The sequence below is a fragment of the Dictyobacter aurantiacus genome (assembly GCF_003967515.1).
In the GTDB taxonomy this organism is placed as follows: domain Bacteria; phylum Chloroflexota; class Ktedonobacteria; order Ktedonobacterales; family Ktedonobacteraceae; genus Dictyobacter; species Dictyobacter aurantiacus.
The window spans coordinates 2,328,159-2,352,453 of sequence record NZ_BIFQ01000002.1 but is presented as its reverse complement, the minus strand read 5'-3'; the positions used below and the strand labels follow the sequence as shown (position 1 = coordinate 2,352,453).

Below are 24,295 nucleotides of genomic sequence, written 5' to 3'. Positions count from 1 at the left end.
ATCACCACCGCTCTCACATGGTTGCCTTCGGATCAGGCATAGAGCGCAGGCGGATAACAGGTGAGAAAAAGATGGGTAGCAGCGCGACGATGAAACCGCAGCCAGCTAGAAAGATGCTCATGCGCAGGCCCACCATAGCCCCGATAAATCCGCTGGTCAACGCTCCCAGGGAGGTCGCGCCATAAGTAACTACGCGCAGAGAGGCACTGACACGACCCATCATGTTATGGGCCGTTACAGCCTGGCGCAGACTGATACTAACGACAGTATAGATGCCAAGCGCGATATGCACCAGGAAAAAGACTGCCAGACAGACAGCTACCACCAGCAGGTGCGGCGCGATAAAGAGCGATAGAAAGATGAACGGTGTGCTACCAAGCGTAAATGTGCCGCTGATAAACCAACCCAGGTGGAAGCGCTTCATCAACGTCGTTGCCAGGACAGGTCCAAGCAAACCACCAACCGATCCAATTGCATAGATCAGTCCCAGCAGGCCTGGGCTGAATGCCAGTTCACGAATCGCGTAAAGCAGAAAGATCGTATCCAGAATGGCGAAGCAAAAGTTCCACGCCGCCGCTTGAAAGGCTAATGTACGGATATAGGGGTTGTGGACGGCGAAACGCACGCCCTCTACGACCTCTCGATACCATGACAATTGCAGCTCTCTCTCTGGCCGCGTCTCTCGCTGCTTGATCAGGCACAACGATAAGATCGAAACCAGATACGATAAGCTATCAACCAACAAAGCGGCAGGAGCCGATAAAATCTGGATCAGAACACCTGCGAGGCCCGGTCCACCAACTTCGGCCGCAGCCATGCTGGCAGCAATCTTACTGTTAGCCTCCACCAGGTATTTCTTGCGCACCAGCAACGGGACGTATGATTGCCAGCAGAGGTCAAATAAGACAGTGCAGGTACCAACACTAAAGACGATGGCATACAACAAAGTGATTTGCAACAGGTGCAGCGCTGCCAGCAACGGGACCAGAGCAATCAGGCAGGTCCGGAGCAGATTGGCTACAATCATCAGTGGTCGTCTTCGGCGCCGATCAACCCACACACCCAGGAGCAGAGGTAGCGGTATATATGGCAGCCACTCAAATGTACGCAGCAATCCCAGCTGCTGCGGCGTCACCTGCAGAACCAGAATCGCGGCCAGTGGAATGGCAACCAGCGTCACCTGCGAGCCAAACAGTGAGACGCTCTCACCCAGCCAGAACTTCAAAAAATCCCCGTTTTCCCACAACTCTCCCCAGCGATAATACCAGCGGCGCTTCGGCGTAGGAGGAACAGACGAAAGCGAGTGAACATCCTTCAATGACATAGTTATAGCATCCTTCGCAGCTGTGTAACAGTGTTCTCTGCCTTGAAGGATAACTGGTAATATGTGCCAGCAGACTGTCATATTTAACGCTCTTTTCACTCTTCTATGCCCTGTTGGATATGATAGAATGATGCAAAATGTCTGGCCATGAAAAACGCAGTTGATTGACCTGATAGCAATACAGGAAATTCTAAAAATATGCAGCGCTTTGATCGTATCCTGGGAATCCTGCTCTTCCTGCGCGGCAATGCAGGCGTGACAGTGGCGGACCTGGCCCGGCACTTCTCCGTTTCACGGCGCACCATTCATCGCGATCTGGAAACGCTCAGCACGCTGGGTGTGCCGCTGTATGCTGAACGTGGACGTGCTGGCGGCTTCCGACTCCTGGAGGGCTATTTCCTGCCCCCATTAATGTTTACCCAGGAGGAGGCGGTCGCGCTGCTTGTCTGCCTGACGCTGCAGAAAAGTCTGCGCACCTCAGTTTTTCCACAGGAAATGTTGCTGGCGGAAAAAAAACTGCTGATGGCGCTGCCTGATAGGCTGCGTGCCATGCTGGAGAAAGGGGAGCGGTTACTGGGGTTTGAGCGCTTTCCGCACGATATTTTTCATATTGAGCCCGAACAGCAGTCGGCTCACCTTCCGTCAGAGATAGAACAGAGGCAGCAGGAGGCGCAGCAGAGTGCGATAATGAGCATTTTCTTTCAAGCCATTCTGGATGGTTGCCAGGTGCAGCTCCACTACTTCTCTCCTTATCGAAACCGACAGTCAGAGATCCAGCTCGTCCCCCTTGGTCTATTCTGGGACCGCAATTACTGGTACCTGGTAGGCCAGCCAGTTGATAATCCACAGGCCGATCCACGCCTGTGGCGCGTGGATCGAGTACAGGCGCTGCATGCGCTTAAGCTGATACCTGTTCCCACCGACATGGACGCTTTTGATGTACGTACGCTGCTCAATCGCCAATGGTTGGGTCCAGCTATGGAAAAGTGGAGAAGATCAACGCCCGTTACCATTCGCCTGATGGCTGAACAGGCTCGGCGACTGCAACAGGATTGGTATTACGCACACGCTGAATTTGCCCCCGACGAAAAGTCTGATCATGTCTTGATGACCCTGGGAGAGTGTGATAGTGATATCGTCTTCTCGCTGGTACGCTGGTTGGGTCCGGGTGCCGAGCTTCTTGCACCTCAAGAGTGGCGCTCCCGACTGCGCGCAGAACTGCAACAGATGTTGGATAGCTATGATGATACCTGAAATTTATACCTGGCCAGTTTCACTGCTCCTGATACAACAAAATAGAAAATGCAGGATGCCTGCCATAATCCCCCTTGACTATGGCAGGCATCCTGCGTCTGCTATCAGCTATAAATGTGTTTGAGCTTCACGCTAGAAGACAGCGACTAGCGCAGTTGCTGAGCCTTCTTGAAGAGATTCTGTGCCTGCTGGAACGGATTCTGCTGCTGATCTTTAGCGTTAGCATGGACAGACGTATTGCTATCAAAGGTCGCGTTATTCAGCGTAGTCTGGATCTGCTGCGCCAGAGCGTTGCGCAGAGTGGTCAGCGAGATCAAGCCGTTTTCCAGATCGTTGTAGGTCTGGTCATTGGCAGAGTCGCTTTCCAGAGCCTGAGTAGAGATGGCCGCGGTCTGCAAGCCCAACGCGCCAACAGGAGCGTTAATCTGTTTGTAGAGTTGACCAAGAGAGATGTAGAAGTCCTTATTGCTGCGTACCTGTTTGGGCAGAGCGTTTTCGGTGAACACTTCAAACATCGCCCGGCCATCGGAGGTATAGTCATCTTTCAGACCCAGCAGCGACATCATGGTCGGACGCAGATCCGTCTGGTCGGCCCAGATGCTATGATCAACCCCCAGGTGACGTACACCGGGCCCAACCAGGCCCAGCCAGGTGGTATTGATGTCAGGCGCGAGATCACCATGGTTCCAGGCATAGCCTGACTGAACCTGGATGCAGGGTTGATTACAGTTAGGCGCACCAGCGTATAAGAAGTAGTCAGGTTTGGCGAACATGGTCAGCGTCGGCGTTCTGGCTGGATCAGCGGTCACCATGTGCAGGAAGTTCATCTCAACCGGGTCAGCCAGGTAGTTGGTGATCTTCTCATCCTTCCCGGTGTACGGATTGGTAGCGGTCAGGTCTCCCAGCGCACGAGCAAAGGTACGGGTCGTCGGATCCTGACGGCTGGGATTACCATTGATGTAGATGGTGGGAGCCGAGTCGGCATGTACGGTGAATGGTGTAGTAATATTCTTCTGTGTCGCCAGCAAGCCAGTCAGGTTGCCGTTGACCTCACCTACCTGCTGATAGGTACAGGGAATAGTCACGCCATCACAGTTGGCCGGGCTGGGCTGACCACCGGCGAAGTGGTCGTTCTCGTCTGAGCTAAAGCTGAAGATTGTATTGCTGGCATTGATGCCATCTTTTTGCAGGCGCGCGAAAAACTTGCCAAAGGCATCGTCATATGACTTCAGAGTTTTGACATAACCTGCTTCACCAGGGCCATACGCGCCGTTGTGTGGATCGTTGCCATGAGGATCATGCGCATCCGAGATGTAGGCATAAGTAACTGGTACATTATGCTCCTGCATCGCGGCCACATACGAAAGCGATACAGCGGCGCTCATGCCATCAAAACCGGGAAAACCGATATGCTGCTTGCTATCCTGAATGACCTGGCCATTGAGATCCAGTAATGGACCCGATGGATTGATCTGTGGCGCGACATATTTATGACCGAACAGGGCCTGGTAGCCAGTGTAGCCACCGGGCTCATCGGGCAGTACATCAGGCCGGCCGTTGTTAGCGCTTGCGCAGAGAGCATCATCCTTGGCGCAGTGGATGCCAATACCAACAAAGTCGCTATAGGCCTGAGCACTATTCGCTTTGACCTCGGCAGCCTCGGGTGAGTTGGCCCCAAAGACGGTCGGGATATCCGTGCCGATGTTCTCCAATACCATGTTGGCGGTCGAAACAGCGCCAAAATTACAACCCGCGCGTGTGTAAGAGACCCACGGGGCCGGTGTATTGGTATTGGGGGCAGAGATCATATTGTAGGGCGCATTGGGCGCCGTCGATATAGGAGCGGTCCAGTACGTAAACGACGGCGTTGAGCTCGTGCTGCCATCAGGATTAAAGTAGCGATAGCTGTTGGCAACCGAGACACCATGATGTTCACCATACAGGCCTGTCAGGCTGGTCAAAATATCGTCCGCGGTGTGAGCGATCAATGGTGTGTGATAGTTCGAGAGCATCGTGCCATTGTTTTTAATAAAGTTCAACAGATTGGGCATCTGCTCCAGGTCAGAAGGAACATTGGGATTGTCACGCGTAAAATGCACATTGTCAAATTGAATATTAATGACGTGCTTCACTGCTTTGGTCGGCGAATTAAGCTGACACGATGTGTTGTCAGAACCTTTATCAGAGGCGGCACTGGCAAAATCACCACGCCCAATAAAGAGTGTCAACAGCAACGCCGTGAGCAGAACGCCAGGGAAAAGAACTCCCCATGATCTTTTCAAGACGAAACTCCTTTAACTAGGGTACATTAACAACAGTCATTCATAGAAAGAGATAGATTTCAAGGCCGATTATGCTACATTAAGCTCAAAGAGCAATATTCCATTGTAGCTGACCCATCAAGTGTAACATACTTTTATAAAAAAAAAGCTATCTGAGTGTTAAGAGATAATAAAATTAATGTATTTCATTGAAATGAAACGATTAGCAAACGCTATTTTGCGTTCTCCTTCAGGAGTTGTAGCAAGATATTATATCCGCGCTATTTCTCATCATTCACACAGATGCAGTGATATTCTCTATGGACATTTGCAAGCTGCTCTGCTATGGTATTGAACATGAAAGCATCGCTCTTCTTCCAGGGAGGCACACTGGTGCTGCAGGGCGTTCCGGAGACGTTTGAGCCCCCGCCCCCTTTTCGCTTCATACATAATCGCTGGCGTTGTGAGGCATATCATTACGTGGAACTGCCCACATGGCTACAGGAAAACAAAATTCGTAACCAGGTAGCTCGCTGGCAGCGTCTGAAGCTTTCTCTGCATGATCCCCGTGAGCCACATGATTACCAGCTGGAGGCTCTACATGCCTGGGTGGCGGCAGAAAAGCGTGGAAGCGTGGTGATCCCAACGGGGGCGGGCAAAACGTTTATCGCCCTGCATGCCATGCATAAGGCCAATGCTTCCACCGTCATCCTGGTGTCTACCGTCAGTCTGCTGTATCAATGGTATGTGGTACTGAGCAATACGTTTCAGACCGAGATCGGGGTCTATTATCACGCGGAGAAGAAGGTGTTGCCAATCACGGTCACAACCTACCATTCGGCGGGCGATCTGATGGCCGAACATGGCAATGAGTTTCGCCTGCTGATCTGTGATGAGGTCCACCACCTGCCGGCCAGAACGTGGGGAGAGGCAGCACTGATGAGTCCCGCGCCCTATCGCCTGGGCCTGACAGCAACCTATCCAGATGAAGCGGAACAGACAGGAGAACGCTGGCGACTGGATGATCTGCTGGGGCCGATCGTGTATACGAAACGCATCGAGGCGCTGCTGGGCAAACAGTTAGCCGATTATCGGACACAACGCATTCGCGTCGATCTCACGCCAGAGGAACGGGCGGAATACGATGCCACCTACAAGCTGTATATCTCCTACATTCGAGAGCATCGCCTGCGCGGCAGCCATGGTCCTAACTGGCTGCATGAACTTTTCCGCCTGTCAAACGTTGATGTGGAGGCGCGCCAGGCTCTCCTGGCACGTCAGCGGTTATGGGAGATCATCGAGGGGTGTCAGGAAAAACTGGCCATGCTGGAACAGCTGCTGCGCGAATACTCCCATGAACGTATCTTGATCTTCACCGAATCGAATGCGCTGGCCTATCAGCTGTCGCGCCAATATTTGATCCCAGCCATTACCCATGAGACCGGCGTCGCCGAGCGCAAACATATTCTCGAATCGTTCCAGGAAGGACGCTATCGCGCGTTGATCACCGCCAAAGTCCTGAACGAGGGCATAGATGTTCCTGAGGCCAAGGTGGCGATCATCCTGGGCGGCAGTTCTAGCAAACGGGAATATATTCAGCGGCTGGGACGCATCCTGCGCAAGCGGGAACTAAAACAAGCGGTCTTATTTGAAATCCTGGTGCGCAAGACGATTGAAGAAAGTAAAGCACAGCGCCGCCGCGTGGCTAGAGAGGATTGTTAAACGCTCACGAGTGATCTGATCCGTCCTCTGCTGCGCTTTCAGAGCCGGGACGTCGCGGTAGCGTTGGTCGATCCAGTCTTCGCAGCTGGTCTTCACCTTTTTGCACCAGACAAGGATATCTTTGTACGCTTCGCGCTTACGGGTTTTGTCTACTATGGCAGCGATCTGCAGCATCTTTTCCTCTTCCAGGTGGGTGATCCTCTTATTGGCGTTATTGAGCGCCTGACTGTCCAGAAACAATCGCGCCCTATCTGGGCTTGTTGACACGGCCCACGATACTGCGATCCATGAATTTTCTCGTTTCATCTCGACCACGAACACCAGTATCATGCGAACAAAGTTACCCAGCGGGCTGTCTTATCGATATTTTCCTTGATACAGTAGAGAGTGATACCGTGGTGTTACATCTCCCCTATCAGGATTAGCATTATGTACCTGTGAGCGGCTGAGGCGATCCAGCGTGCGGATAAAAACACCCTTGATTTTGCCATCGCGGTAGCAATTCCTCTCACCCGCAAGGATGGAGATTATAATTTATAAGATTTTAAAATATTAAAAGTATCATAACTATTTTATCATTATAACATTTCATTGATGCTGAATAATATATATTTAATATTTATGCATTCTACAATGTTATTTATATAGTGAATGACATTGCCTTTGTATAAGGATGTTAATGAGAAGGAGTCGGTGTAAATTAAGATCTCCTGCAAAGCAATCTGTTTAAGGAATAGGTTGATATGAATAGCTAAGCTAGCAACTAGACATAAGGAATATTTTAATATATAATTAACTATGTTAAACAATTATTCTCACTGAAGATTTATATAAATATATTTTTTGGAATTTGTCAATCCAGATGTTTAAGCTGTTCTAAGGCTATTAAATTCAAATTTTTAGAGCCGTTGACTCCAGTGCTTAAGGGATTTTAGAAAAATTCTCTAGTAACAATGTTATTTATTAGCAACAGAACCATTTTCTTTTTGGAATCTACAATGTTTCATCCATTTTTGAAAGCTTTATTTAGAACGTGTAGCAGGATAAAATGTTGGTGCTTTTTGCGACATTTCCAGTCATAAGTAAAATAAAAGTAGCATAACATTCAATAACAATGTATAGGTTCTATACATTCAGAAATGGTTAACTCTGTCATCGAGAAAAGAAGTCGGAACAAATAAGCCGTAAGAGTTTTCTGATCTTTTCCGGAATATTTTAAGGGTGACACAGAGTGCTGATCTTTTCCTGTGTAGTGAAGTGCAACCATAACTTATTTGAACATTTGGTTCTGCATGAATACCAAAGTAAAGCAGCATAAAGGAGTTAAACTACATGCTTACCATAGAGCAAATTATGCGATATCACTCAAAAATTGATGTCCCCATATCGCCAAAGAAGGTAGGAATAGAGTTAGAACTTTTCTGTATTAATGGGCAAAACAATACAATTGTTCCTTATCAGGTAATAGAGGATGGTATTTCTGTACAAAACTTAATTGGGTATTTAATGGCTTACAAAGGATTTAGTATATCAGATTTCACTAAAACTTTTGAATTGAAAAAGGGCCAGACAAAAATAACATTAGAGCCAGGAGCACAGTTTGAATTTTGCTCAGCGCCTCATGAATATCTAACCGATCTGTTGAGAGATTTACACATCTACAATCTTACTCTGCAAGAATTAGCTGATGAATTCAAAGTCTATTGGTTAGATGTATCATACTTTCCCGTTGGGAAACCTTCTGATGTTTCTCTTATTCCCAATCCTAGATATGAAACAATGCATAACTACTTTCAACGTACTGGTAAATTAGGAAGAGACATTATGTGTTACACTGGTTCTCTTCAAATTACATTTGACTATGACTCATTACAGGATCTGGAAGAAAAAGTCAATCGGGCCCTTCTCCTTAAACCGATCTTTCTCTTCCTGACAGCAAATTCTAGACTGAGAGAGGGAAAAGATACAGGTTTACGATCATTTAGAACGATAACCTACAGGAATACAGATTCTTCTCGCATGGGAACACCTGGCTCAGAGGAAATATGGAATTCCGGGAGATGGACCCTATTAAGCTATATACAAAAAGTCTTAAAGGCACCGGTGATGTTTTCATTAAGAGAAAAGTATACTTATCAAGAAACTGACAATAAAGCCTTTGACTCCTTCATGGAGGACTCTTCACTAAGTGATTATTTATTCCATAATTCGACCATATGGACGGATATCAGAGTCAGACAATATTTCGAAATCAGGTATTTAGATAATCCAGGTATTAAACTTATCCCAGGGATCATTATCCTACTTTATACATTAATATATAATCCAACACTATGGAGCTCTTTTTTAAAAGAAATACCTTATAGTTTCAATGAGGTTCCGCAGGTAGTTGATTTACTAAATACTGCTTCAGAGGTATCTGACGATTATTGGAAAAATAAATTAATGGAACCATTCATGACGCTTACAGAGCATATTCAAAGAAATATTGAGCCGTCACTATCGTTATCATTAGATCCTATAAAGGATAAAATAGTTAATTATAAGAGTTCCGATGATTTATTAAATCTAGGTAATGATAAAGATATTTTATACTATTTTAAAAGAAATCATTATTCTATTAAAATATAGAACGTATTTGAACGATTATACCAAATTACGTGAGGAATACTAGCGCATGTAGGGCGTAAGGTTTTATAGCGAATCTCTATCATCTACGATAGAGATTCTACTGGCTTAGCTAGATATTGTAGTTATGTAGAACATTATTTACTCTGGATATATATTTCTAGAGGAACAAATTATTTCATCTATAGATCGGAGATGGACAATGTTCTGCTCTAATTGTGGTAGCCAGATAAGGCCCAATGCCAAATTCTGCGTTTCCTGTGGAAACGCAGTTCATCAATCAGAACAGTTAAGCAGCAAGATCGAACCTTCAACAACCTCGCAAGAGCGTAGCAGTTCTTCATCCTTAAAGTTATATATATCAATACTTGCGGGTATAAGCTTTATAATTAGCATTGTTATTGGCGTACAAAGTAGCGGGGGATCAGCATACAGTATATTGACGATAACAATTGGTATATTAGGTGCTGCCTTCACATTTTTTCAGTTATTAGCATCACTTCAAATTACTAAACCTATTATCTGGCCACAAATTAAAATCACAAAGTTTCCATATTATTATATTATGCTAGTTTCATCTATCTTGCTTGTAACGGCCTCTATATGGCAATACTACAAACCTAATACAATAACGTTGTCTCCTAATCCCTGCCAGACAGTCAGGGTACAGGGATCGGTATCTTCTGATACCGTTATAAGTCAAGCTCCCGATGGAGAATGTATTGGTATCAGTGATGGAACATTCTTCTTTGATAAAGATCTAAAAGATCGCCCTAAAAACTATAATGATTTGAAGCTTCAAGTTCTTCAAGAACTTAAAAATGGGAATACTGACCAGGCAGAAAAACTTTGGCGCACTAGTCATGTGACAAATGATGCAGAAATGCTCATTTATTTGGAAGATCAACGCATACTTGCTTCCAATAGCCCTTCTATAACAATAGCGGTAACAACTATGGTTACAGGAGGCTACGCAAGTGTAGGAAGAGGAATATTGCAGGGAGCTTACGTGGCTCAAAAAGAATACAATAGCAACTGCACACTTCCCAATTGTACAAAAGTCAGGCTGCTTATCGTTAACGCCGGATCAGGAAGAGGATCAAGTGACTGGGCGTTGTATGCAAGCATTGCGGCTAATCAAATTGTACAACAAGCCAGTACATTTAAAATCAAAGCAGTCTTGGGCTGGCCTTACAGCGGTCAAACAGTGGGGGCTATTCCAGTTCTAGGCCCAGCACATATACCGATAGTATCTCCTTCAGCGTCAAGTGATAGCTTAACAAGTTCCTCGGATTACTTTTCACGTGTTGTGCCACCTGATACTGTACAAGCTATCGCTGGAGCAAATTACGCAAAGAATACGCTAAAAGCAAAAAAAGTCGCTGTTTTCTATGATTTAACTGACCCATATAGTAGAAGTTTGGGAGAAGCTTTTTCTAAACAATTCGAGGCAATCAGCCATACGACCGTGATCAAGGAGCTATTTACAGTAGGTAAGACTAATGATGACCAGATGGGGTCATTAATAAGAGACTCATTTAGACAAGCTCCTGACCTTGATCTCATTTACTATGCTGGATATGTTCAAGATGTGTCACATTTGCTAAACTTGCTGCCAGATGCGAAACGTTATCCAGGTTTAGAAGTGATGGGTGGAGATGGTTTGTATGATCCATCTGATCTCCCATCAGGAATATATCCGCCAACATCGTTTGGCCGTATGGTTTTTACTGCACATGCTTATTCTGACCAGTGGCAATTCGCTCATCTAACCAATCCTCCATTCTTTTGTGATTACACACACGACTTTGACCCTTCGACTCCATGTCCAGGCCCAAATACTAATAAGAAGTATGGATATAACCGTGCATCAACATTCTCTATTCTTACTTATGATGGCTTATCTTTACTTTTAAATGCTTCTGGAAAAGCAATCAGCAATCTAGGAATAAATTTCGATCCCCCATATCTGCAATCAGTGATAAGAACTATCAAGGGAAACCAAGCATTTCAAGGGGTGAGCGGAAGAATATCAATAGATTCTAATGGGAATCCTATTAACAAAGCTGTTGTAATTTTACGCGTGGACGAAAATGGTATGACTCGAATGATTGGTTCGTTAAATTGCTTCTCTGTTCAAAGTCACTGTGGAGACACATCACCATAAATTCACATGGCTGCTATTTCACGAGCACTAACCTTGTGAACATCCAATTGAATGTTAGTGGCATCGCATCAGCAATCCTCGATGGTCAGACAGCCAGGCAGGAATCTTCTGGGTGTGCGTTCTTTGCGGTTGGCTTATCGATAATGAAACAACAGAGTTGGAAGTATAACAAGTCTGCAGCGTATCACATTTTAACATCCTCAATTGCTCCAAGCACTTTGAGCGCTGTTTTTTGTGCTTCGCTTAACCCTTTTACGTTCGTAATATTCATTCGCTCGTAGGGTCTTTCACTAATTAATGTTTTTGGTTGATCATTAGTTAGTACGTTCCACAGCTTAATTGTTTCATCATGGCTAGCGCTAGCGAGCATATGCCTGTCGGGGCCAAAGGCAATAGACCGGATGACGTGAGTATGATCTTTGAAGGTCCGCAAAACTCTCCCTGTGCTGGCCTCCCAAACACAAACAGTATGATCTTCACTGCCACTAGCAAGGATCGTGTCGTCGCTATTGAATGCAACCGACATGACCCAACTACTATGCGCTTGCAAAATTCTGATAACTTTGAATGTGTTAACTTCCCACAAACGAATTGTTTGATCACCGCTGCCACTCGCAAGGATGCTTCCGTCATGGCTGAAAGCTACAGAGTAGACGCGGCCACCATGCCCACGCAGGGTTTGAATGCAACGACCAGTGCTAATCTCCCAAAAACGGATTGATTGATCATCACTGCCACTGGCAAGGATGGTACCATCAGGGCTAAAGGCCACTGAGTAAACACGACTCGTATGGCCTTGTAAAATATTGAGGCAATGGCCAGTGCCGGGTTCCCAGATGCGGATTGTCTGATCGTCACTGCCGCTGGCAAGAATAGTGCCATCAAGGCTAAAAGCCACGCTTTGCACCCAACTCGTATGGCCTTGTAAAATGTTGAGGCAATGGCCAGTGCCGGGTTCCCAGATGCGGATTGTCTGATCGTCACTGCCGCTGGCAAGAACAGTGCCATCAGGGCTAAAGGCCACTGAGCGGACAAGATTAGTGTGTCCTTGGAGGGCTCTGAGACATTGTCCTGTATTCACATCCCAAACTCGCACCTTGCGGTCTTCACTGCCGCTGGCAAGAATAGTGCCATCAGGGCTAAAGGTCACTGACTTTATCCAGTTAGTGTGTCCTTGGAGGGTTCTGAGGCACTGTCCTGTATTCACATTCCAAAACCGCGTTGTATGATCGTCACTGCCGCTGGCAAGGAGGGTACCATCAGGGCTAAAGGCCACTGAGTAGACCCAGCTGCTATGTCCTTGCAAGATTCTAAGTGTTTGTTCCGTGTTAATCTCCCAGAGGCGGATTGTCTGATCATCACTGCCGCTGGCAAGGATAGTGCCATCGGAGTTAAAAACTACTGACCTGATTACATTAGTATGCCCTCGCAAAATCTTGACGTATTGCTCTGTATCGATTTTCCAGAGACGGATCGTACGATCGTCACTACTACTGGCAAGAGTGGTACTGTCGGGGCTAAAGGTTACCGAATGTATGCGACCCTCGTGTCCTTGCAAAATCCTGAGACAGCGACCGGTACTGAGTTCCCAAAGATAGATTGCCTGATCATCACCACCGCTAGCAAGAAACTTACCATCTGGACTGAAGGCAACTGATCTGACTATATTAGTATGCCCTTGCAAGATATTGAGGCATCGCCCCGTATGTACCTCCCATAAACGAATTGTTTGATCGCTGCTACCACTAGCAAGGATAGTACCATCAGGGCTAAAAGCAATAGACTTAACAACATGAATATGACCATACAAGATGTTGAGGCAGCGTCCAGTGTCAGCCTCCCAAATGCGGATCGTTTTATCTTCACTGCCACTGGCCAGCTTAGCTCCATCTGGACTAAACGCTACAGACCAGGCCCAATCTGGGTGGCCTCGGCAGGTAAGTAGAGGTATTCCACTGCTCGCTTGCCATACCCACACCTCGCAGTTACTGGTTCCTCCCGCTAGCAAGGATCCATTAGGGCTGAAATCAACCGAAAGAATATTGCCAAAGATATCTGTAAAAACAGATGTAGCCAAATTACTGGAGGTAAAGTTTACATCCTGGAGTATTACTCCTTGTAAGTATGCCTGCCACACTGTTAAGCTGGAAAAATCATAATTATGGAGGTCTATGTTTAAATGTATCAGAAGATTAAGTACATTACCAGCTGCATAATTCAAGCTGTAGGGCTGTGTCTGACGGAGCATTATAAGTAAATCTTTCAGCTTTGCTCCGCTTTCTTGTTCCCCTGCCTTGAAGAGAAGACTCTGTGCTAAAGGAGTGAGGATAAGGCGTTTCTGGCTGTCTCTTACATAATCTTTAGCTTGAGCTTTCATGAGTGCATGGCTCATAAATAATTCTAACTTTGCGGTTCTAATCTCTTCTGCTATCTGCTCAACGAACTTATTCGTTACATATTCCATGATTACTGGCTGAAGTGTAAAGTGCGCAACGCTACTCATCTCGATCATTGACCTGCGCCGTAAGGACGCCATAGCATCGAGTACTTCCCCTTTTGACAGGGAAGACACTTTTAATTCTTGTAAATCATACAGGGAAACTGCCTCGCGCTCAATCGCCAGCCAGTACATAATTTCCTTTTCTTGTGCAGAAAGGCGTTTGAACTGCTGATCCAGTAGATCTTGTATCCCTAAACTCGGATCCTCGCTCTTCAAGAAAACGGCGATATCTCCACCAAAGAGATCTCGAATAGGTTCGGATACGAGTTTTAAGGCAAGTGGATTGCCAGAATAAAGCTGGATAAGATTTGTCCAGTCGTTATCTGACCCAAACAAGCCTTTATCATTCAAAATTTTCCTTCCCTCAGATTGTTTGATACCTGAGAGGTATAATGAGCGAATAGGGGAAGTCATCCCTTCCCATTGTGCAATTTCTTTCGGCTTTTCTCGGCTTGTTAGTACCAGGCAACTTTGATGTTGTGTGTCTCCTACACGTTGAAGTAGCTTCCCATATCCCTCATAGTCCGGTAAATAGAGACTCGTACGATTGCCCGCCTGCAAAACAGACTCAAAATTATCTAGCACCAGAAGGCATCGGTGCTTCCGCAAATACTCTATGAGTAGCGATATCTGTTCATTATCATTTTTCGGCAGATCAATTCTCTGCTGATCAGATAAAAATTGGATGCAGTGCTGCAGGACAGCCTTGAAGGGCGGGGCGTGTTGTAGTGTACGCCAGTACACATAGTGAAATGCACCTGCTATCTGCTCGATCAACTTTGCCGTTAGTGTTGTCTTGCCAATACCCCCAATTCCAAGCACTGCAACTATTTGGCAGCTATCATCTACAATCCATTGCTCTAAATCCGCGAGCTCCTGTTGACGTCCCTGAAAACCTCTTGTGTGAGGAATCTCTCCCCAATCTTCCTGGTTAACTTCATGAAGTGTCAGCGGAGAGAGAGAGGTGGCCTTGCGTTGCTCTGTGGCAGTTATAATAAACTGATCATATTCTTGCCCGTTAAGATCTAAGGCTTTAGCAAGAGCCTGGGCAGTTGCGCCAGTTGGAGAACGTACGCCGCGTTCAATCATGCTAACATAGTTAGCACCGTAGCCTGATTTGCCAGCTAAGTCTTCCTGAGTTAGTTGCGCACGCCGCCGGTAGAATCTAAGTAGCGGTCCAAAAGCCAAGTTAGACATTAATATTACCTGTCTCCTTCGCTGTTATAAAACCACCCTATTAATATTAATATAACATAGTAAGTTATATATGTAAATTAGCATCAGAGACATAATTTGCTTATCTTACATAAGCAGCGAGTACCATGTATCTTGTTTGAATTTTTTTCTTTTTATTTACAGCTGATAATTCATAATGGCTTCACTTAAGTCAGCTTTATTTAAGTCAGTCTCCCGTAAATCGGCTCCCCGCAAATCAACCCCATGCAAGTCAGCGCCACTCAGGTCGGCCCTGCTCAAATTCGCGCCACTCAGGTCAGTTCCACTCAGATCGGCCCTACTTAAATTCGCACCACTCAGGTCAGCCCTACATAAATTAGCTCCATTTAAATTAGCTTGGCTTAAATCAGCCCCAAACAAATTAGCTTTACTCAAATCGGTCCCACTTAAATTGGCTCTATTTAAATCAGCTCCGAACAAGTTGGCTTCGCTGAGAGTAGCTTCGCTGAGGTTGGCTTCGCTGAGGTTGGCTTCGCTGAGGTTGGCTTCGCTGAGGTTGGCTTCGCTGAGATTAGCGCCTTTCATGCTTATAATGCAACCATGTATATCTATGTTAATGAGATCTGACTCATATAAGAACTGGAGAAGGCTTCCTTTACGATCAGCATCCAATCTAGAGAGTACTGTTAAAGTGCGCGCTCGTGCGATATTTCGTATTTCATTTTTCACGTCTTTGGTCAACAAGTGTCTGTCAAGAAGGAGTTCCGACATGCGATCTAAGTAGGTTTGTAAGAGCGCTTCTCGCTGGTTGTCTGCCGCAATATCAAGTGCCGTCTGATCGCGTTGCTGAGCAATTTTTTGCTCATTTTTACTGGCAGCCTGATTGAAAAGTAAAGCACCAATAGCTAAAGCGACTGGAACAATGAGTAATTGCATCCAGTCCCAAAGCGTTTTTGCTGGTTGATATTGTTGCACATCTGGCCCAATGGAAGCGTTGAAACCTAACCATTGCCAGTTGTACCAGTATCCTGCAAAGACAAATGCGGAAAAAACTAAACTTGCGCATGCAAAAATGAGAATTTGCGTGGTCTTCGGCCATCTATGAGGATGCTTTGTTAGCATGAGTTCCCTCTCAATCAGAGCCTCACTGTAGACTGGTAATGTCCAAAAGTGGCTTTCAGCTAAATATATCAAAAAGCCAGTCGACCACCGATTGGATTACAGGTGCTGAAACAGACCTTTCTTCCCCGGCTACAGACTGGACAAAGTCTATCAGCCAATCACGCTTTTGGTTTCTAATAGCTTCATCAAGTTCAGCAGCTATTTGACGATTCTGCTGTATCAGTATAAGAGTTTCTTCCCTCAATTCGTCTTCGATACTAGACAATGCCATCCTCCTTTTACCAATTTTATTTTGTATTGTAAGAGGCTATCTCAAAATTAACGAAAGGACATAGAATGAGGCCAAACGAGCCAAAAAGAGACATCGAAGCTACACTCAATGCTTCACCCCGTCCTAAGCTCATCAATCCAATCCGTGGCTTAAAGAGCTTGCTCCCGTCAACTAGTCGTCGCTGGCCTCTAAACGTCACGCTGCTTCCAGATACCAAAGGAATAATGTAGCGCCTTTCTAACCTCTAGATTGAAACGTGCTACTGCGATGATCTGCTATGTGTTTGCAACGAATCATCATGTGCACTTAAATGGCAGGCCGAAAGAAGTATGATCTCCGCTCTTTGATTTTCTCATCCTCAAAAATATAAACATCAGCAAAAAGCTCATCTATATCAGTGCCATCCTTTTTGACACCGAGAAACCTTCCCCAGCAACTCCCGCGATGTCTATCTATCACAATGTGCTCAAGGTCATGTTTTCCTGATGCAATTACACGTTCATGTTGATAAAAGTGAAGTAATTGATCAATCCCAACAATAGGAGCATATCCAGGGCGCTCATAAACTATATTTGGACAGAATACACTGATCATCTTATCCCAATCGCGAGAGTCCACAATAAGAAACAACTCTGTAATGGTGTTCTTTGACATAGCTTTAGCTCCTTTTTTCAGCCATCGTCACAACAAAAGGACCATCGGTAACCAAAGCGTAGATGTAAATTTCCCTGAATAACTCTATAGAGATCCGTTTGAATAGTGATAGAATACATTGTCACGATTTTATTGACCACGTACAGTTCGTACAAAAACTCGAACTTAGACGTACTGGATCGCTCAGGGAGAATATGACTTTGAGGCGTCGAAGATAGGCGTAGCCAGATTACTCATCGTCAGTTGTTCCTCTGTGTGCTGTAACATCCCACTACACAGACGATCCGAGGATTGTTGAATGCTTACGAGTGACCTGATCCGCCCCCTGCTGCGCTTTCAGGATCGAAACGTCTCGGTGGCACTGGTGGATCCACAGAGCGCCTCGCTGCAGACGACGGCACGGGAACTGATCAAGCTATTTCACTCCCATGTGGATTGTTCACAGGAGGCCTGGGAACAGGCTCTGGGGACATACATAGGTCCACGTCTGGATTATGTACTGGTGCGGGGACTGGCCAAGGTATTGAGCGATGGCGCCACCTTTACGCCGCTGCCGACAATACATGCACCAACAGTGGTACGCGAGAGCATGTTCGCCTATGGGCCGGTCTTCTCCGGTAGTGACATGGTGCATCCTGTCTCGCGCCAGGGTGTACTGCAGTCGGTGGCCACCAATCTAAAGCTCAGTCCGAGCGACGTTGAATCATTGCTCTTTGCAGATCGCCATGCCTCTTATCGCCTGACTGATACTGGTCCCACCTGGACCCCAGAGACACTGCTGGCGCGCTACAATCTGGAGCTGACGCGCGGCGTGCTCTACTGGGCCTCGCAACTGACCATCGAGATCGCGGATAACTATAAGGACATCTGGAAATTCATCAAGCTCTTTAAGCTGATGTTCGTGGCACAGGCTACCAATAGCGGAGGCTATCGCATCGAACTGGATGGTCCAATCTCGCCTTTCGTAGGAGCGACGCTGCGCTATGGACGCCAGATGGCCGCCTTTCTGCCCGCGCTCTTTCTCTGCCAGCACTGGAAGATGCAGGCTACCGTTTATCCTCCACAGGGACGCGGAGCCATGAACTATCAGATGGATTCCTCCAGTAACGACCTGCAATCTCATTTTAAGCGCTCGGGATCCTTTGATAGTCGCCTGGAAGCCGATTTCGCCCACGAGTTTGAACAGAAAATCGGCCAGCGACGCGGCAGATGGCTGCTGCGGCGCGAGAGCGACCTGCTGCTGCTGGGCGATACAGTGATGGTACCTGACTTTGTGATGGTCGATCGGCACGATGAGCGGCGCCGCATCCTGATCGAGCTGGTCGGTTTCTGGCACCCCGACTATCTGCGCCGCAAGCTCGAAAAGGTGCGAGCCGCTAACTGTTCGCACCTGCTCCTGCTCGTCTACAAAGGGTTGAACGTCACCGAAGAAGACTTCCAGGGTATCACCAGCGAGGTCATCTTCTTTCCCAATAAACCCGTCATGAGAGATGTGCTGGCAAAGGTCGAGGAGATGTCTCAGCGTATCTATGGACCAGCCTCAGCATGAATATGATGAAGCGAACTGGCGCGGGCGGATCTCTGCGTCGACCACCCATATGGCTGGTAGTGCTTCTTACGCTGGGGCTGATTGTGCGCCTGGGCTGGCTCGCCTTCGTTCAGGATCGCCTGAACGGATCACTATGGAGCGGCGGTCTACTACCGCTCTTGCTCTCAGTGCTATCTATACTGCTCACCTGGCACATTGCGGCCTCTCTGACCAGATACGCGGAGTTATCCGAGCGGGGCGCGGAGCGCTTCACAGTCATGTCGACGCTGCTCATGGTCGCGCCTCCCCTTGCCATTCTGACGCTACAACTCTCATCCTGGCTCAGCAGTGCGAGCACCCTGGTGCTCCTGATGTTACTCGCTCTCCTCCAACGCTGGCAACAGAGCAGGCGCTCAGTCCCAACCTGGCAACATCCTATCCCTAGGCGCCTGTACAGGCTCACCTCTCTGCCACTATTCTGTGCTACCCTCGTCGCATTACTCTATGCCGGATTTTATGTACTGCCTGTGTTTCCCCATACATCTGGATTAATTATTATCACGGACCTGTTCGCTTTGGGCTGGCCTTATACCATAGGCGCGTTCTTTACGCTCCCCTATCTGATCACACAATATCGACAGGAACGCACCCTTCTCCATAACAGGCAGATTTCAGATCCTGGCACATCGGCAACAGTCGTCTTCCATGTAGCGGTGCTGATACTAATAGGTACCTACTTCATAATTCAGCTCTATATCTATTTTCTGATTCCCTGAAGATAGCGCTTTGATCAGGCTCTTGACTTTTCTTATTGCAGACACCTATACTTACAAATAGTACTGATTGACCATATTTCACATTTGGTCATATGAAAGGAGCAAAGTAAAAACAAGCATGGAGCATTCTTCTGGACCGGGTGAATCACAGAAAAATGTAGAACGTGCGCAACGCATTCTGGATGTGGCCGCCGAGCTATTGCTGCGCTGGGGATATAAACGCGTGACCATCGATGATATCGCCAGGCACGCGGGCGTGGGGAAAGGAACCATCTATCTGCATTGGAAGACGCGCGATAGCTTATTCGAAACGGTGATATTGCGCGAGATGATCATCATTTATCGCGCTGTCATGCAGCGCATATATGCGGATCCCCTTGAAATTCTACCGCATCGCATGCTCCCTGCGTCACTCCTGATCACCGAAGAGAGGCCAATCATTAAAGCGCTTCTCACCCGTGATATAGAAACCGCAGGAAAGTTGATTCAGAACAATGCCCACGGCGAGATCCGAAATCGCGAAGAACAGACAATCAGGGAGTATTTTAGCTTGCTCTACCAGCATGGGTTGACCGCGGTCGATAGTAATCAACCAGAACATCTCTATGCGTTGGAGATGCTCACCACCAGTTTTACCATGCTTGATCCCTATATCGTTAGTGGTCAACAACTCTCAATCGAGCAGAAAGCCGGGGTACTTGCTCGCATTATACGTCAAACCTTTGAGCCGCCGACACCACCTGCTCTCGCTGTCGTACAAGAGATAGCCCCGGCCATCATCCAGCTGTTTGAACAGCTATGTCTTGACTTTGAACAAAAAATACGAGCACAAACCGAGCTGTAACACCACCCTGTACTACTTTACTAACATATCATCAATTTTACGTTATGAAGAAGTAGTTCTAAGGAGCAAAACCATGCAACAAGTATCGTCTCAGGACCGCTGGCTGGCGCAACTGGCCTGGTGCAAACAGATGCGCAAGCAGAGCCCGGTATACTATGACGAGCAGCATCGCCTCTGGAACCTTTTCCGTTATGAGGACGTAGTCTCCACCCTCGCTGATCCGGCCACTTTCTCTTCACATATTATGCCTCCAGCTCCGGCTCAGGATTCAGAGGAGAGCTTCCTGAGCTCCTGGCTCAAAGGTGATATCACGAAAATGGATCCACCACAGCATCGCCATTTTCGTGGCCTGGTCAGCCAGGCTTTTACGCCACGCGTGGTTGAGCAGATGACGCCGCGTATTTGTGAGATTACCAATACATTGCTTGATGAGGTGGCCGCGAAAGGCGAGATGGAGTTCGTCAGTGACCTGGCCGCTCCTCTCCCCATCATCGTGATCGCTGAACTGCTTGGCGTGCCCCCTGAGGATCGCGACCGCTTCAAGGTCTGGTCAAATACTTTGATCGACTCCACTTCTGTCCAGCCAGGAGATAAGAACAGGCTAAAGGAGGTGATTCCTATCTTTCAGGAGATGTTCGCGTACCTGCAGAACTTCTGCCAGGCGCGCCGTGAACAGCCTCGCAATGACTTGATCAGCCACCTTACGCAAGCGCAGTTTGAGGGCAGAATGCTGAATAACGATGAGATCCTGGCCTTTGTGACGACCCTGCTGGTCGCTGGCAATATCACCACGACCATCCTGCTCGGAAACGCTATCATCTGCCTGAACGAGCATCCAGACGCCCTGACGGCTATCAAAGCTGATTCCTCGCTGCTTCCATCAGCGGTCGAAGAGATCTTACGCTATCGTCCACCATTCACGGCTACGATGCGTCTGACAACCAGGGACGTCACAATACAAGAGATGACTATCCCGGCGCAGCAACTGGTTATTACCTGGCTGCATTCCGCTAATTACGATGAGCGGCAATTTCCCGATCCGGAACGCTTCGATATCAGGCGCCATCCCAATCGCCACCAGGCCTTCGGACATGGCATCCACTTCTGCATCGGTGCCCCGCTCGCACGCCTGGAGGCTCGAATAGCCCTGGATATCCTATTGAAACGTTTCCCATCCCTACAAATACAGCCGGATGCCAGGCTAGAAGCCTACGCAAGTCCTTTTATTAATGGTGTTAAAACCCTGCCCGTGAACTGGTAACCTTGATATATAACATAAGTAGGAGGATGCCTGTCAGAGACACCCTTCTACTCAATGTATATCGGTTCATTTCTGCGGTTATTTTCCGGCCAGCCGGGCGACTACAGGGGCGAAGTTCTCCATCTGTCCGGCGTTCACATGGATATAGGAGAAGCGCAGTTGCTCACGCTGCTCTAGTAGATACTCCACAGCTTGCTCGGTGCTCATAAATTTCTGCGGCATACGAGGGCCACCGGTAATATGAAACACTTGCGCCGTGCTATCTGTGATGGTGAGACCAAAGTCGGACTGACTGAATTCGAGTTGCTCGAAGCGTTCGCCAGCCGCTGCGCGTATCCATTCCACCTTTTGCTCCAGGGGAACATCGTTGATGGTTTCGCCAGGGCGGGCGAATTTGATGGTGGGAGAGACGATATCGGCATGCCGGGCAGCGATAGAGAGCATGCGCTGACTGGCACTACCAATAAAGATGGGGGGATGGGGGCGTTGAGCAGGTTTTGGTAGAGCCGGCAGATCGGTAACGGTGTAGTATTTCCCCTTGAAGTTTACGCGCTCCTCGGTGAAGAACTGCTTTATGATGGTCACGGCCTCCTCAACACGACCGACTCGGGTACCAGCGGAGTCAAAGGGGAGACCTAATTGATTATAATCTTCAGGACCAACTCCAGCGCCAATACCCAGCTCAAAGCGTCCATCAGAGAGCAGATCCAGGGTGGCCGCTTCTTTGGCTAAAACAGCTGGATGGCGATAATCATTGCAGAAAACATAACTGCCCACACGCAGCGTGGTGGCCGCCGTCGCGGCAACCGCCAGGGCCGCAAATGGGGCCACATTCATCTGGGTGCGATCGGGCAATAACAGACTACTGTATCCAAGCTCTTCAACACGACGAGCAAAGCTGATCCAGCTTTCGCGCGACTGAGCATTGCCGCCAACGACACCAAAGCGAAAAGGTTTCAGCATTGTGCACTCTCTTTCTTTCACCCTTTAATTAGTATCTATCTCAGGTTGATGCTGTACATCTTTACATTGGCCAGCGATCGGTTCTATCATTATGCAGATGACCTATCCAAACGAATGAAATTTAACTATACTGATTATACAATTAAATTCAACAAGGTGGCAAGTCCCTATATGAGCCCTCGTCCTTATCGGCTCGGTCAACGCCAGGCGGCGACCGAGCAAACTCGAATCCGCATCATTCATGCCTGTCGTGAACTCCTGATGACGAAGGATGGCTTCACGCACTTTTCAATGGAGATGGTGGCCAAACAGGCAGATGTAGCCCGCATGACTGTCTATCACCAATTCGGCTCCAAAACGGGCCTGCTCGAAGCATTATGCGATTCCCTGGCGGTCAACGGTGGCATGGAGCAGATGGCGAACGTTTTTTGCCAATCGGAACCGATTGAGGCCCTGAAGCAATACATTATTATCTTTGGTCGCTTCTGGAGCGCGGATCGGCTTGTGACGAGGCGCCTGCGCGCACTGGCCGACCTCGATCCAGAGTTCGAACAGGTGATTCGCCAGCGGGACGAACGGCGTCGAACAGGGGTACGCACCCTGCTCGCCCGCATCTGCGAGGAATATGAACAGCCCTCCGCCGAAACTTTAGAGAATGCGGGCAACGTGCTTTGTACATTAATCGGCTTCGAGACCTTCGATAGCCTGGCGGGACCCGAACGCTCCCCTGAAGATGTAACAGACCTGGTATACCAGCTCGTCTTAGCCGCACTCGACCGCCTCATTCCCGATATAAAACCATCATCACCATCATCGTCATCACCGTAGATGCGCCCCTTGCGGGCGCTTCCCCCCTCGCTTCACGTAAATGCCACCCATCACGAACGCCTGGTGATGTTCTCGCAAATATGGCAGGGGATGTCATGAACGTCTCAGTAAAATAGGGGGAGAGAATTGATGGAGGAAAAAGGAGAATATTAACCATGCGTTACGGTTTTATCATTCCCGGAGGCGATGTCCAGACCATACCTGAGATGGCGGCCGAAGCGGAGGCGGCTGGTTGGGACGGCGTCTTTATCGCCGACTGCATCTCGATCGATACTCCCGATTATCCACCCGGTCCCTGCTACGATCCCTGGATCTTGCTGACGCTGATGGCGGCGCGCACACAACGTGTTATCCTGGGTCCAATGATCGCGGCGATCTCGCGTCGCCGCCCCTGGAAGCTGGCGCGCGAGACCATGACGCTCGATCATCTCTCACAGGGCAGAATGGTGCTACCAGTCGGACTGGGAGCCGCCAGTGATGATGCGGGCTTCTACAAAGTTGGCGAGGAGATGAGCCAGAAGGGACGCGCCGCCCTGATGGATGAGTGCCTGGATATTTTGAACGGCGCCTGGAGCGGCGAGCTCTTTTCGCATGAGGGGGATCATTATCATGTGCAGAGCATGCAACTCTTGCCACCCTCAGTCCAGCGACCGCGCATCCCGGTCTGGCCAATCGGGGTCTGGCCGCGTGAGAAGTCGATGCGGCGCGTGCTGCGCTGGGATGGCATCGTGCCACAGAAGAAGGATGGCGACATGACACCCGAAGATATCCGCGCCATCAAAACCTATGTCGAGGACAATCGCAAGCTCACCACACCGTTCGATATCACCTGGGAGGGTGAGACGCCCGGTGATGACCCGGAACGCGCGGCGGCCATTGTGCGTCCCTGGATCGACGCGGGCATCACCTGGTGGATGGAGGCACGATGGAACAATACAGCCCCTGACGAAGTGCGTGAGCGCATTCGCCAGGGGCCACCTCACATCGATTGATGCTCATCCGTCTTTACAAGGGAT

18 protein-coding genes and 1 pseudogene are annotated in these 24,295 nt (G+C 48.1%); 12 read left to right on the top strand and 7 right to left on the bottom strand.

Annotated elements, in window-relative coordinates:
• Positions 1 to 13 precede the first annotated feature (13 nt).
• Positions 14 to 1,324, bottom strand: a complete 1,311-nt coding sequence (locus KTT_RS34275; RefSeq protein ID WP_160146344.1) for an MFS transporter — start codon at positions 1,322 to 1,324, stop codon at positions 14 to 16.
• Between the two features lie 198 nt (positions 1,325 to 1,522).
• Here KTT_RS34275 and KTT_RS34270 point away from each other — a divergent pair, with 198 nt between their 5' ends.
• Complete coding sequence (locus KTT_RS34270; RefSeq protein WP_126602527.1) at positions 1,523 to 2,578, top strand: helix-turn-helix transcriptional regulator; 1,056 nt, start codon at positions 1,523 to 1,525, stop codon at positions 2,576 to 2,578.
• Positions 2,579 to 2,724: 146 nt separating this feature from the next.
• Here KTT_RS34270 and KTT_RS34265 read toward each other — a convergent pair whose 3' ends face one another.
• The gene (locus KTT_RS34265) at positions 2,725 to 4,860 is read right to left on the bottom strand and encodes an alkaline phosphatase family protein (RefSeq protein ID WP_126602525.1); all 2,136 of its coding nucleotides are present in this window, start codon (positions 4,858 to 4,860) and stop codon (positions 2,725 to 2,727) included.
• Positions 4,861 to 5,196: 336 nt separating this feature from the next.
• On the opposite strand from KTT_RS34265, the gene KTT_RS34260 reads away from it, so the two are divergent.
• The 5 genes and pseudogenes from KTT_RS34260 to KTT_RS34245 all read left to right on the top strand — a co-directional run bounded on the left by KTT_RS34260 (position 5,197) and on the right by KTT_RS34245 (position 11,356).
• Entirely contained in the window at positions 5,197 to 6,561 is a 1,365-nt protein-coding gene (locus KTT_RS34260; RefSeq protein WP_160146343.1) for a DEAD/DEAH box helicase, read from the top strand.
• Positions 6,562 to 6,624: 63 nt separating this feature from the next.
• Positions 6,625 to 6,825 (top strand): hypothetical protein, encoded by a 201-nt coding sequence (locus KTT_RS34255; RefSeq protein ID WP_126602521.1) that lies wholly within the window; start codon positions 6,625 to 6,627, stop codon positions 6,823 to 6,825.
• 1,068 nt (positions 6,826 to 7,893) lie between these two features.
• Entirely contained in the window at positions 7,894 to 9,192 is a 1,299-nt protein-coding gene (locus KTT_RS34250) for a glutamate-cysteine ligase family protein (protein WP_126602519.1), read from the top strand.
• A gap of 199 nt (positions 9,193 to 9,391) precedes the next feature.
• A pseudogene (locus KTT_RS37870) lies at positions 9,392 to 9,454 on the top strand (zinc-ribbon domain-containing protein); the annotation flags it as partial.
• 174 nt (positions 9,455 to 9,628) lie between these two features.
• Entirely contained in the window at positions 9,629 to 11,356 is a 1,728-nt protein-coding gene (locus tag KTT_RS34245) for an ABC transporter substrate-binding protein (protein WP_162511825.1), read from the top strand.
• Between the two features lie 184 nt (positions 11,357 to 11,540).
• On the opposite strand, the gene KTT_RS34240 is transcribed toward KTT_RS34245, so the two are convergent.
• The 4 genes from KTT_RS34240 to KTT_RS34225 all read right to left on the bottom strand — a co-directional run bounded on the left by KTT_RS34240 (position 11,541) and on the right by KTT_RS34225 (position 17,079).
• The gene (locus KTT_RS34240; RefSeq protein WP_126602515.1) at positions 11,541 to 15,053 is read right to left on the bottom strand and encodes an NB-ARC domain-containing protein; all 3,513 of its coding nucleotides are present in this window, start codon (positions 15,051 to 15,053) and stop codon (positions 11,541 to 11,543) included.
• Positions 15,054 to 15,209: 156 nt separating this feature from the next.
• A complete protein-coding gene (locus KTT_RS34235) occupies positions 15,210 to 16,154 on the bottom strand; it encodes a pentapeptide repeat-containing protein (RefSeq protein WP_126602513.1) in 945 nt (314 codons plus the stop codon).
• Between the two features lie 55 nt (positions 16,155 to 16,209).
• The gene (locus KTT_RS34230) at positions 16,210 to 16,419 is read right to left on the bottom strand and encodes a hypothetical protein (protein ID WP_126602511.1); all 210 of its coding nucleotides are present in this window, start codon (positions 16,417 to 16,419) and stop codon (positions 16,210 to 16,212) included.
• A 312-nt stretch (positions 16,420 to 16,731) separates the two neighbouring features.
• Positions 16,732 to 17,079, bottom strand: coding sequence for a nuclear transport factor 2 family protein (locus KTT_RS34225; protein ID WP_126602509.1), 348 nt, complete (start codon positions 17,077 to 17,079; stop codon positions 16,732 to 16,734).
• A gap of 298 nt (positions 17,080 to 17,377) precedes the next feature.
• On the opposite strand from KTT_RS34225, the gene KTT_RS34220 reads away from it, so the two are divergent.
• The 4 genes from KTT_RS34220 to KTT_RS34205 all read left to right on the top strand — a co-directional run bounded on the left by KTT_RS34220 (position 17,378) and on the right by KTT_RS34205 (position 21,488).
• Complete coding sequence (locus KTT_RS34220; protein WP_126602508.1) at positions 17,378 to 18,628, top strand: DUF790 family protein; 1,251 nt, start codon at positions 17,378 to 17,380, stop codon at positions 18,626 to 18,628.
• Entirely contained in the window at positions 18,625 to 19,383 is a 759-nt protein-coding gene (locus tag KTT_RS34215; RefSeq protein ID WP_126602506.1) for a hypothetical protein, read from the top strand. Before KTT_RS34220 ends, KTT_RS34215 begins: the two co-directional genes overlap by 4 nt.
• Before the next feature lie 118 nt (positions 19,384 to 19,501).
• Positions 19,502 to 20,227: a TetR/AcrR family transcriptional regulator gene (locus KTT_RS34210; RefSeq protein WP_126602504.1), complete on the top strand. Its 726-nt coding sequence runs from the start codon at positions 19,502 to 19,504 to the stop codon at positions 20,225 to 20,227.
• A gap of 73 nt (positions 20,228 to 20,300) precedes the next feature.
• Entirely contained in the window at positions 20,301 to 21,488 is a 1,188-nt protein-coding gene (locus KTT_RS34205) for a cytochrome P450 (RefSeq protein WP_126602502.1), read from the top strand.
• 78 nt (positions 21,489 to 21,566) lie between these two features.
• Here the strand turns inward: KTT_RS34205 and KTT_RS34200 are convergent, their stop codons facing one another.
• Positions 21,567 to 22,451, bottom strand: a complete 885-nt coding sequence (locus tag KTT_RS34200; protein ID WP_126602500.1) for a TIGR03621 family F420-dependent LLM class oxidoreductase — start codon at positions 22,449 to 22,451, stop codon at positions 21,567 to 21,569.
• 171 nt (positions 22,452 to 22,622) lie between these two features.
• On the opposite strand from KTT_RS34200, the gene KTT_RS34195 reads away from it, so the two are divergent.
• Together KTT_RS34195 and KTT_RS34190 are read left to right on the top strand one after the other, a co-directional pair.
• The gene (locus KTT_RS34195) at positions 22,623 to 23,279 is read left to right on the top strand and encodes a TetR/AcrR family transcriptional regulator (protein ID WP_126602498.1); all 657 of its coding nucleotides are present in this window, start codon (positions 22,623 to 22,625) and stop codon (positions 23,277 to 23,279) included.
• 155 nt (positions 23,280 to 23,434) lie between these two features.
• Positions 23,435 to 24,271, top strand: coding sequence for an LLM class flavin-dependent oxidoreductase (locus tag KTT_RS34190; RefSeq protein WP_126602496.1), 837 nt, complete (start codon positions 23,435 to 23,437; stop codon positions 24,269 to 24,271).
• The last annotated feature ends 24 nt before the right edge of the window (positions 24,272 to 24,295 follow it).

Excerpts from the sequence above, each read along its gene's own strand:
- KTT_RS34275 (WP_160146344.1), bottom strand. The coding sequence starts at position 1,324 with ATGTCATTGAAGGATGTTCACTCGCTTTCGTCTGTTCCTCCTACGCCG.
- KTT_RS34270 (WP_126602527.1), top strand. The coding sequence starts at position 1,523 with ATGCAGCGCTTTGATCGTATCCTGGGAATCCTGCTCTTCCTGCGCGGC.
- KTT_RS34260 (WP_160146343.1), top strand. The coding sequence starts at position 5,197 with ATGAAAGCATCGCTCTTCTTCCAGGGAGGCACACTGGTGCTGCAGGGC.
- KTT_RS34250 (WP_126602519.1), top strand. The coding sequence starts at position 7,894 with ATGCTTACCATAGAGCAAATTATGCGATATCACTCAAAAATTGATGTC.
- KTT_RS34240 (WP_126602515.1), bottom strand. The coding sequence starts at position 15,053 with ATGTCTAACTTGGCTTTTGGACCGCTACTTAGATTCTACCGGCGGCGT.
- KTT_RS34235 (WP_126602513.1), bottom strand. The coding sequence starts at position 16,154 with ATGCTAACAAAGCATCCTCATAGATGGCCGAAGACCACGCAAATTCTC.
- KTT_RS34225 (WP_126602509.1), bottom strand. The coding sequence starts at position 17,079 with ATGTCAAAGAACACCATTACAGAGTTGTTTCTTATTGTGGACTCTCGC.
- KTT_RS34220 (WP_126602508.1), top strand. The coding sequence starts at position 17,378 with ATGCTTACGAGTGACCTGATCCGCCCCCTGCTGCGCTTTCAGGATCGA.
- KTT_RS34215 (WP_126602506.1), top strand. The coding sequence starts at position 18,625 with ATGAATATGATGAAGCGAACTGGCGCGGGCGGATCTCTGCGTCGACCA.
- KTT_RS34210 (WP_126602504.1), top strand. The coding sequence starts at position 19,502 with ATGGAGCATTCTTCTGGACCGGGTGAATCACAGAAAAATGTAGAACGT.
- KTT_RS34205 (WP_126602502.1), top strand. The coding sequence starts at position 20,301 with ATGCAACAAGTATCGTCTCAGGACCGCTGGCTGGCGCAACTGGCCTGG.
- KTT_RS34200 (WP_126602500.1), bottom strand. The coding sequence starts at position 22,451 with ATGCTGAAACCTTTTCGCTTTGGTGTCGTTGGCGGCAATGCTCAGTCG.
- KTT_RS34195 (WP_126602498.1), top strand. The coding sequence starts at position 22,623 with ATGAGCCCTCGTCCTTATCGGCTCGGTCAACGCCAGGCGGCGACCGAG.
- KTT_RS34190 (WP_126602496.1), top strand. The coding sequence starts at position 23,435 with ATGCGTTACGGTTTTATCATTCCCGGAGGCGATGTCCAGACCATACCT.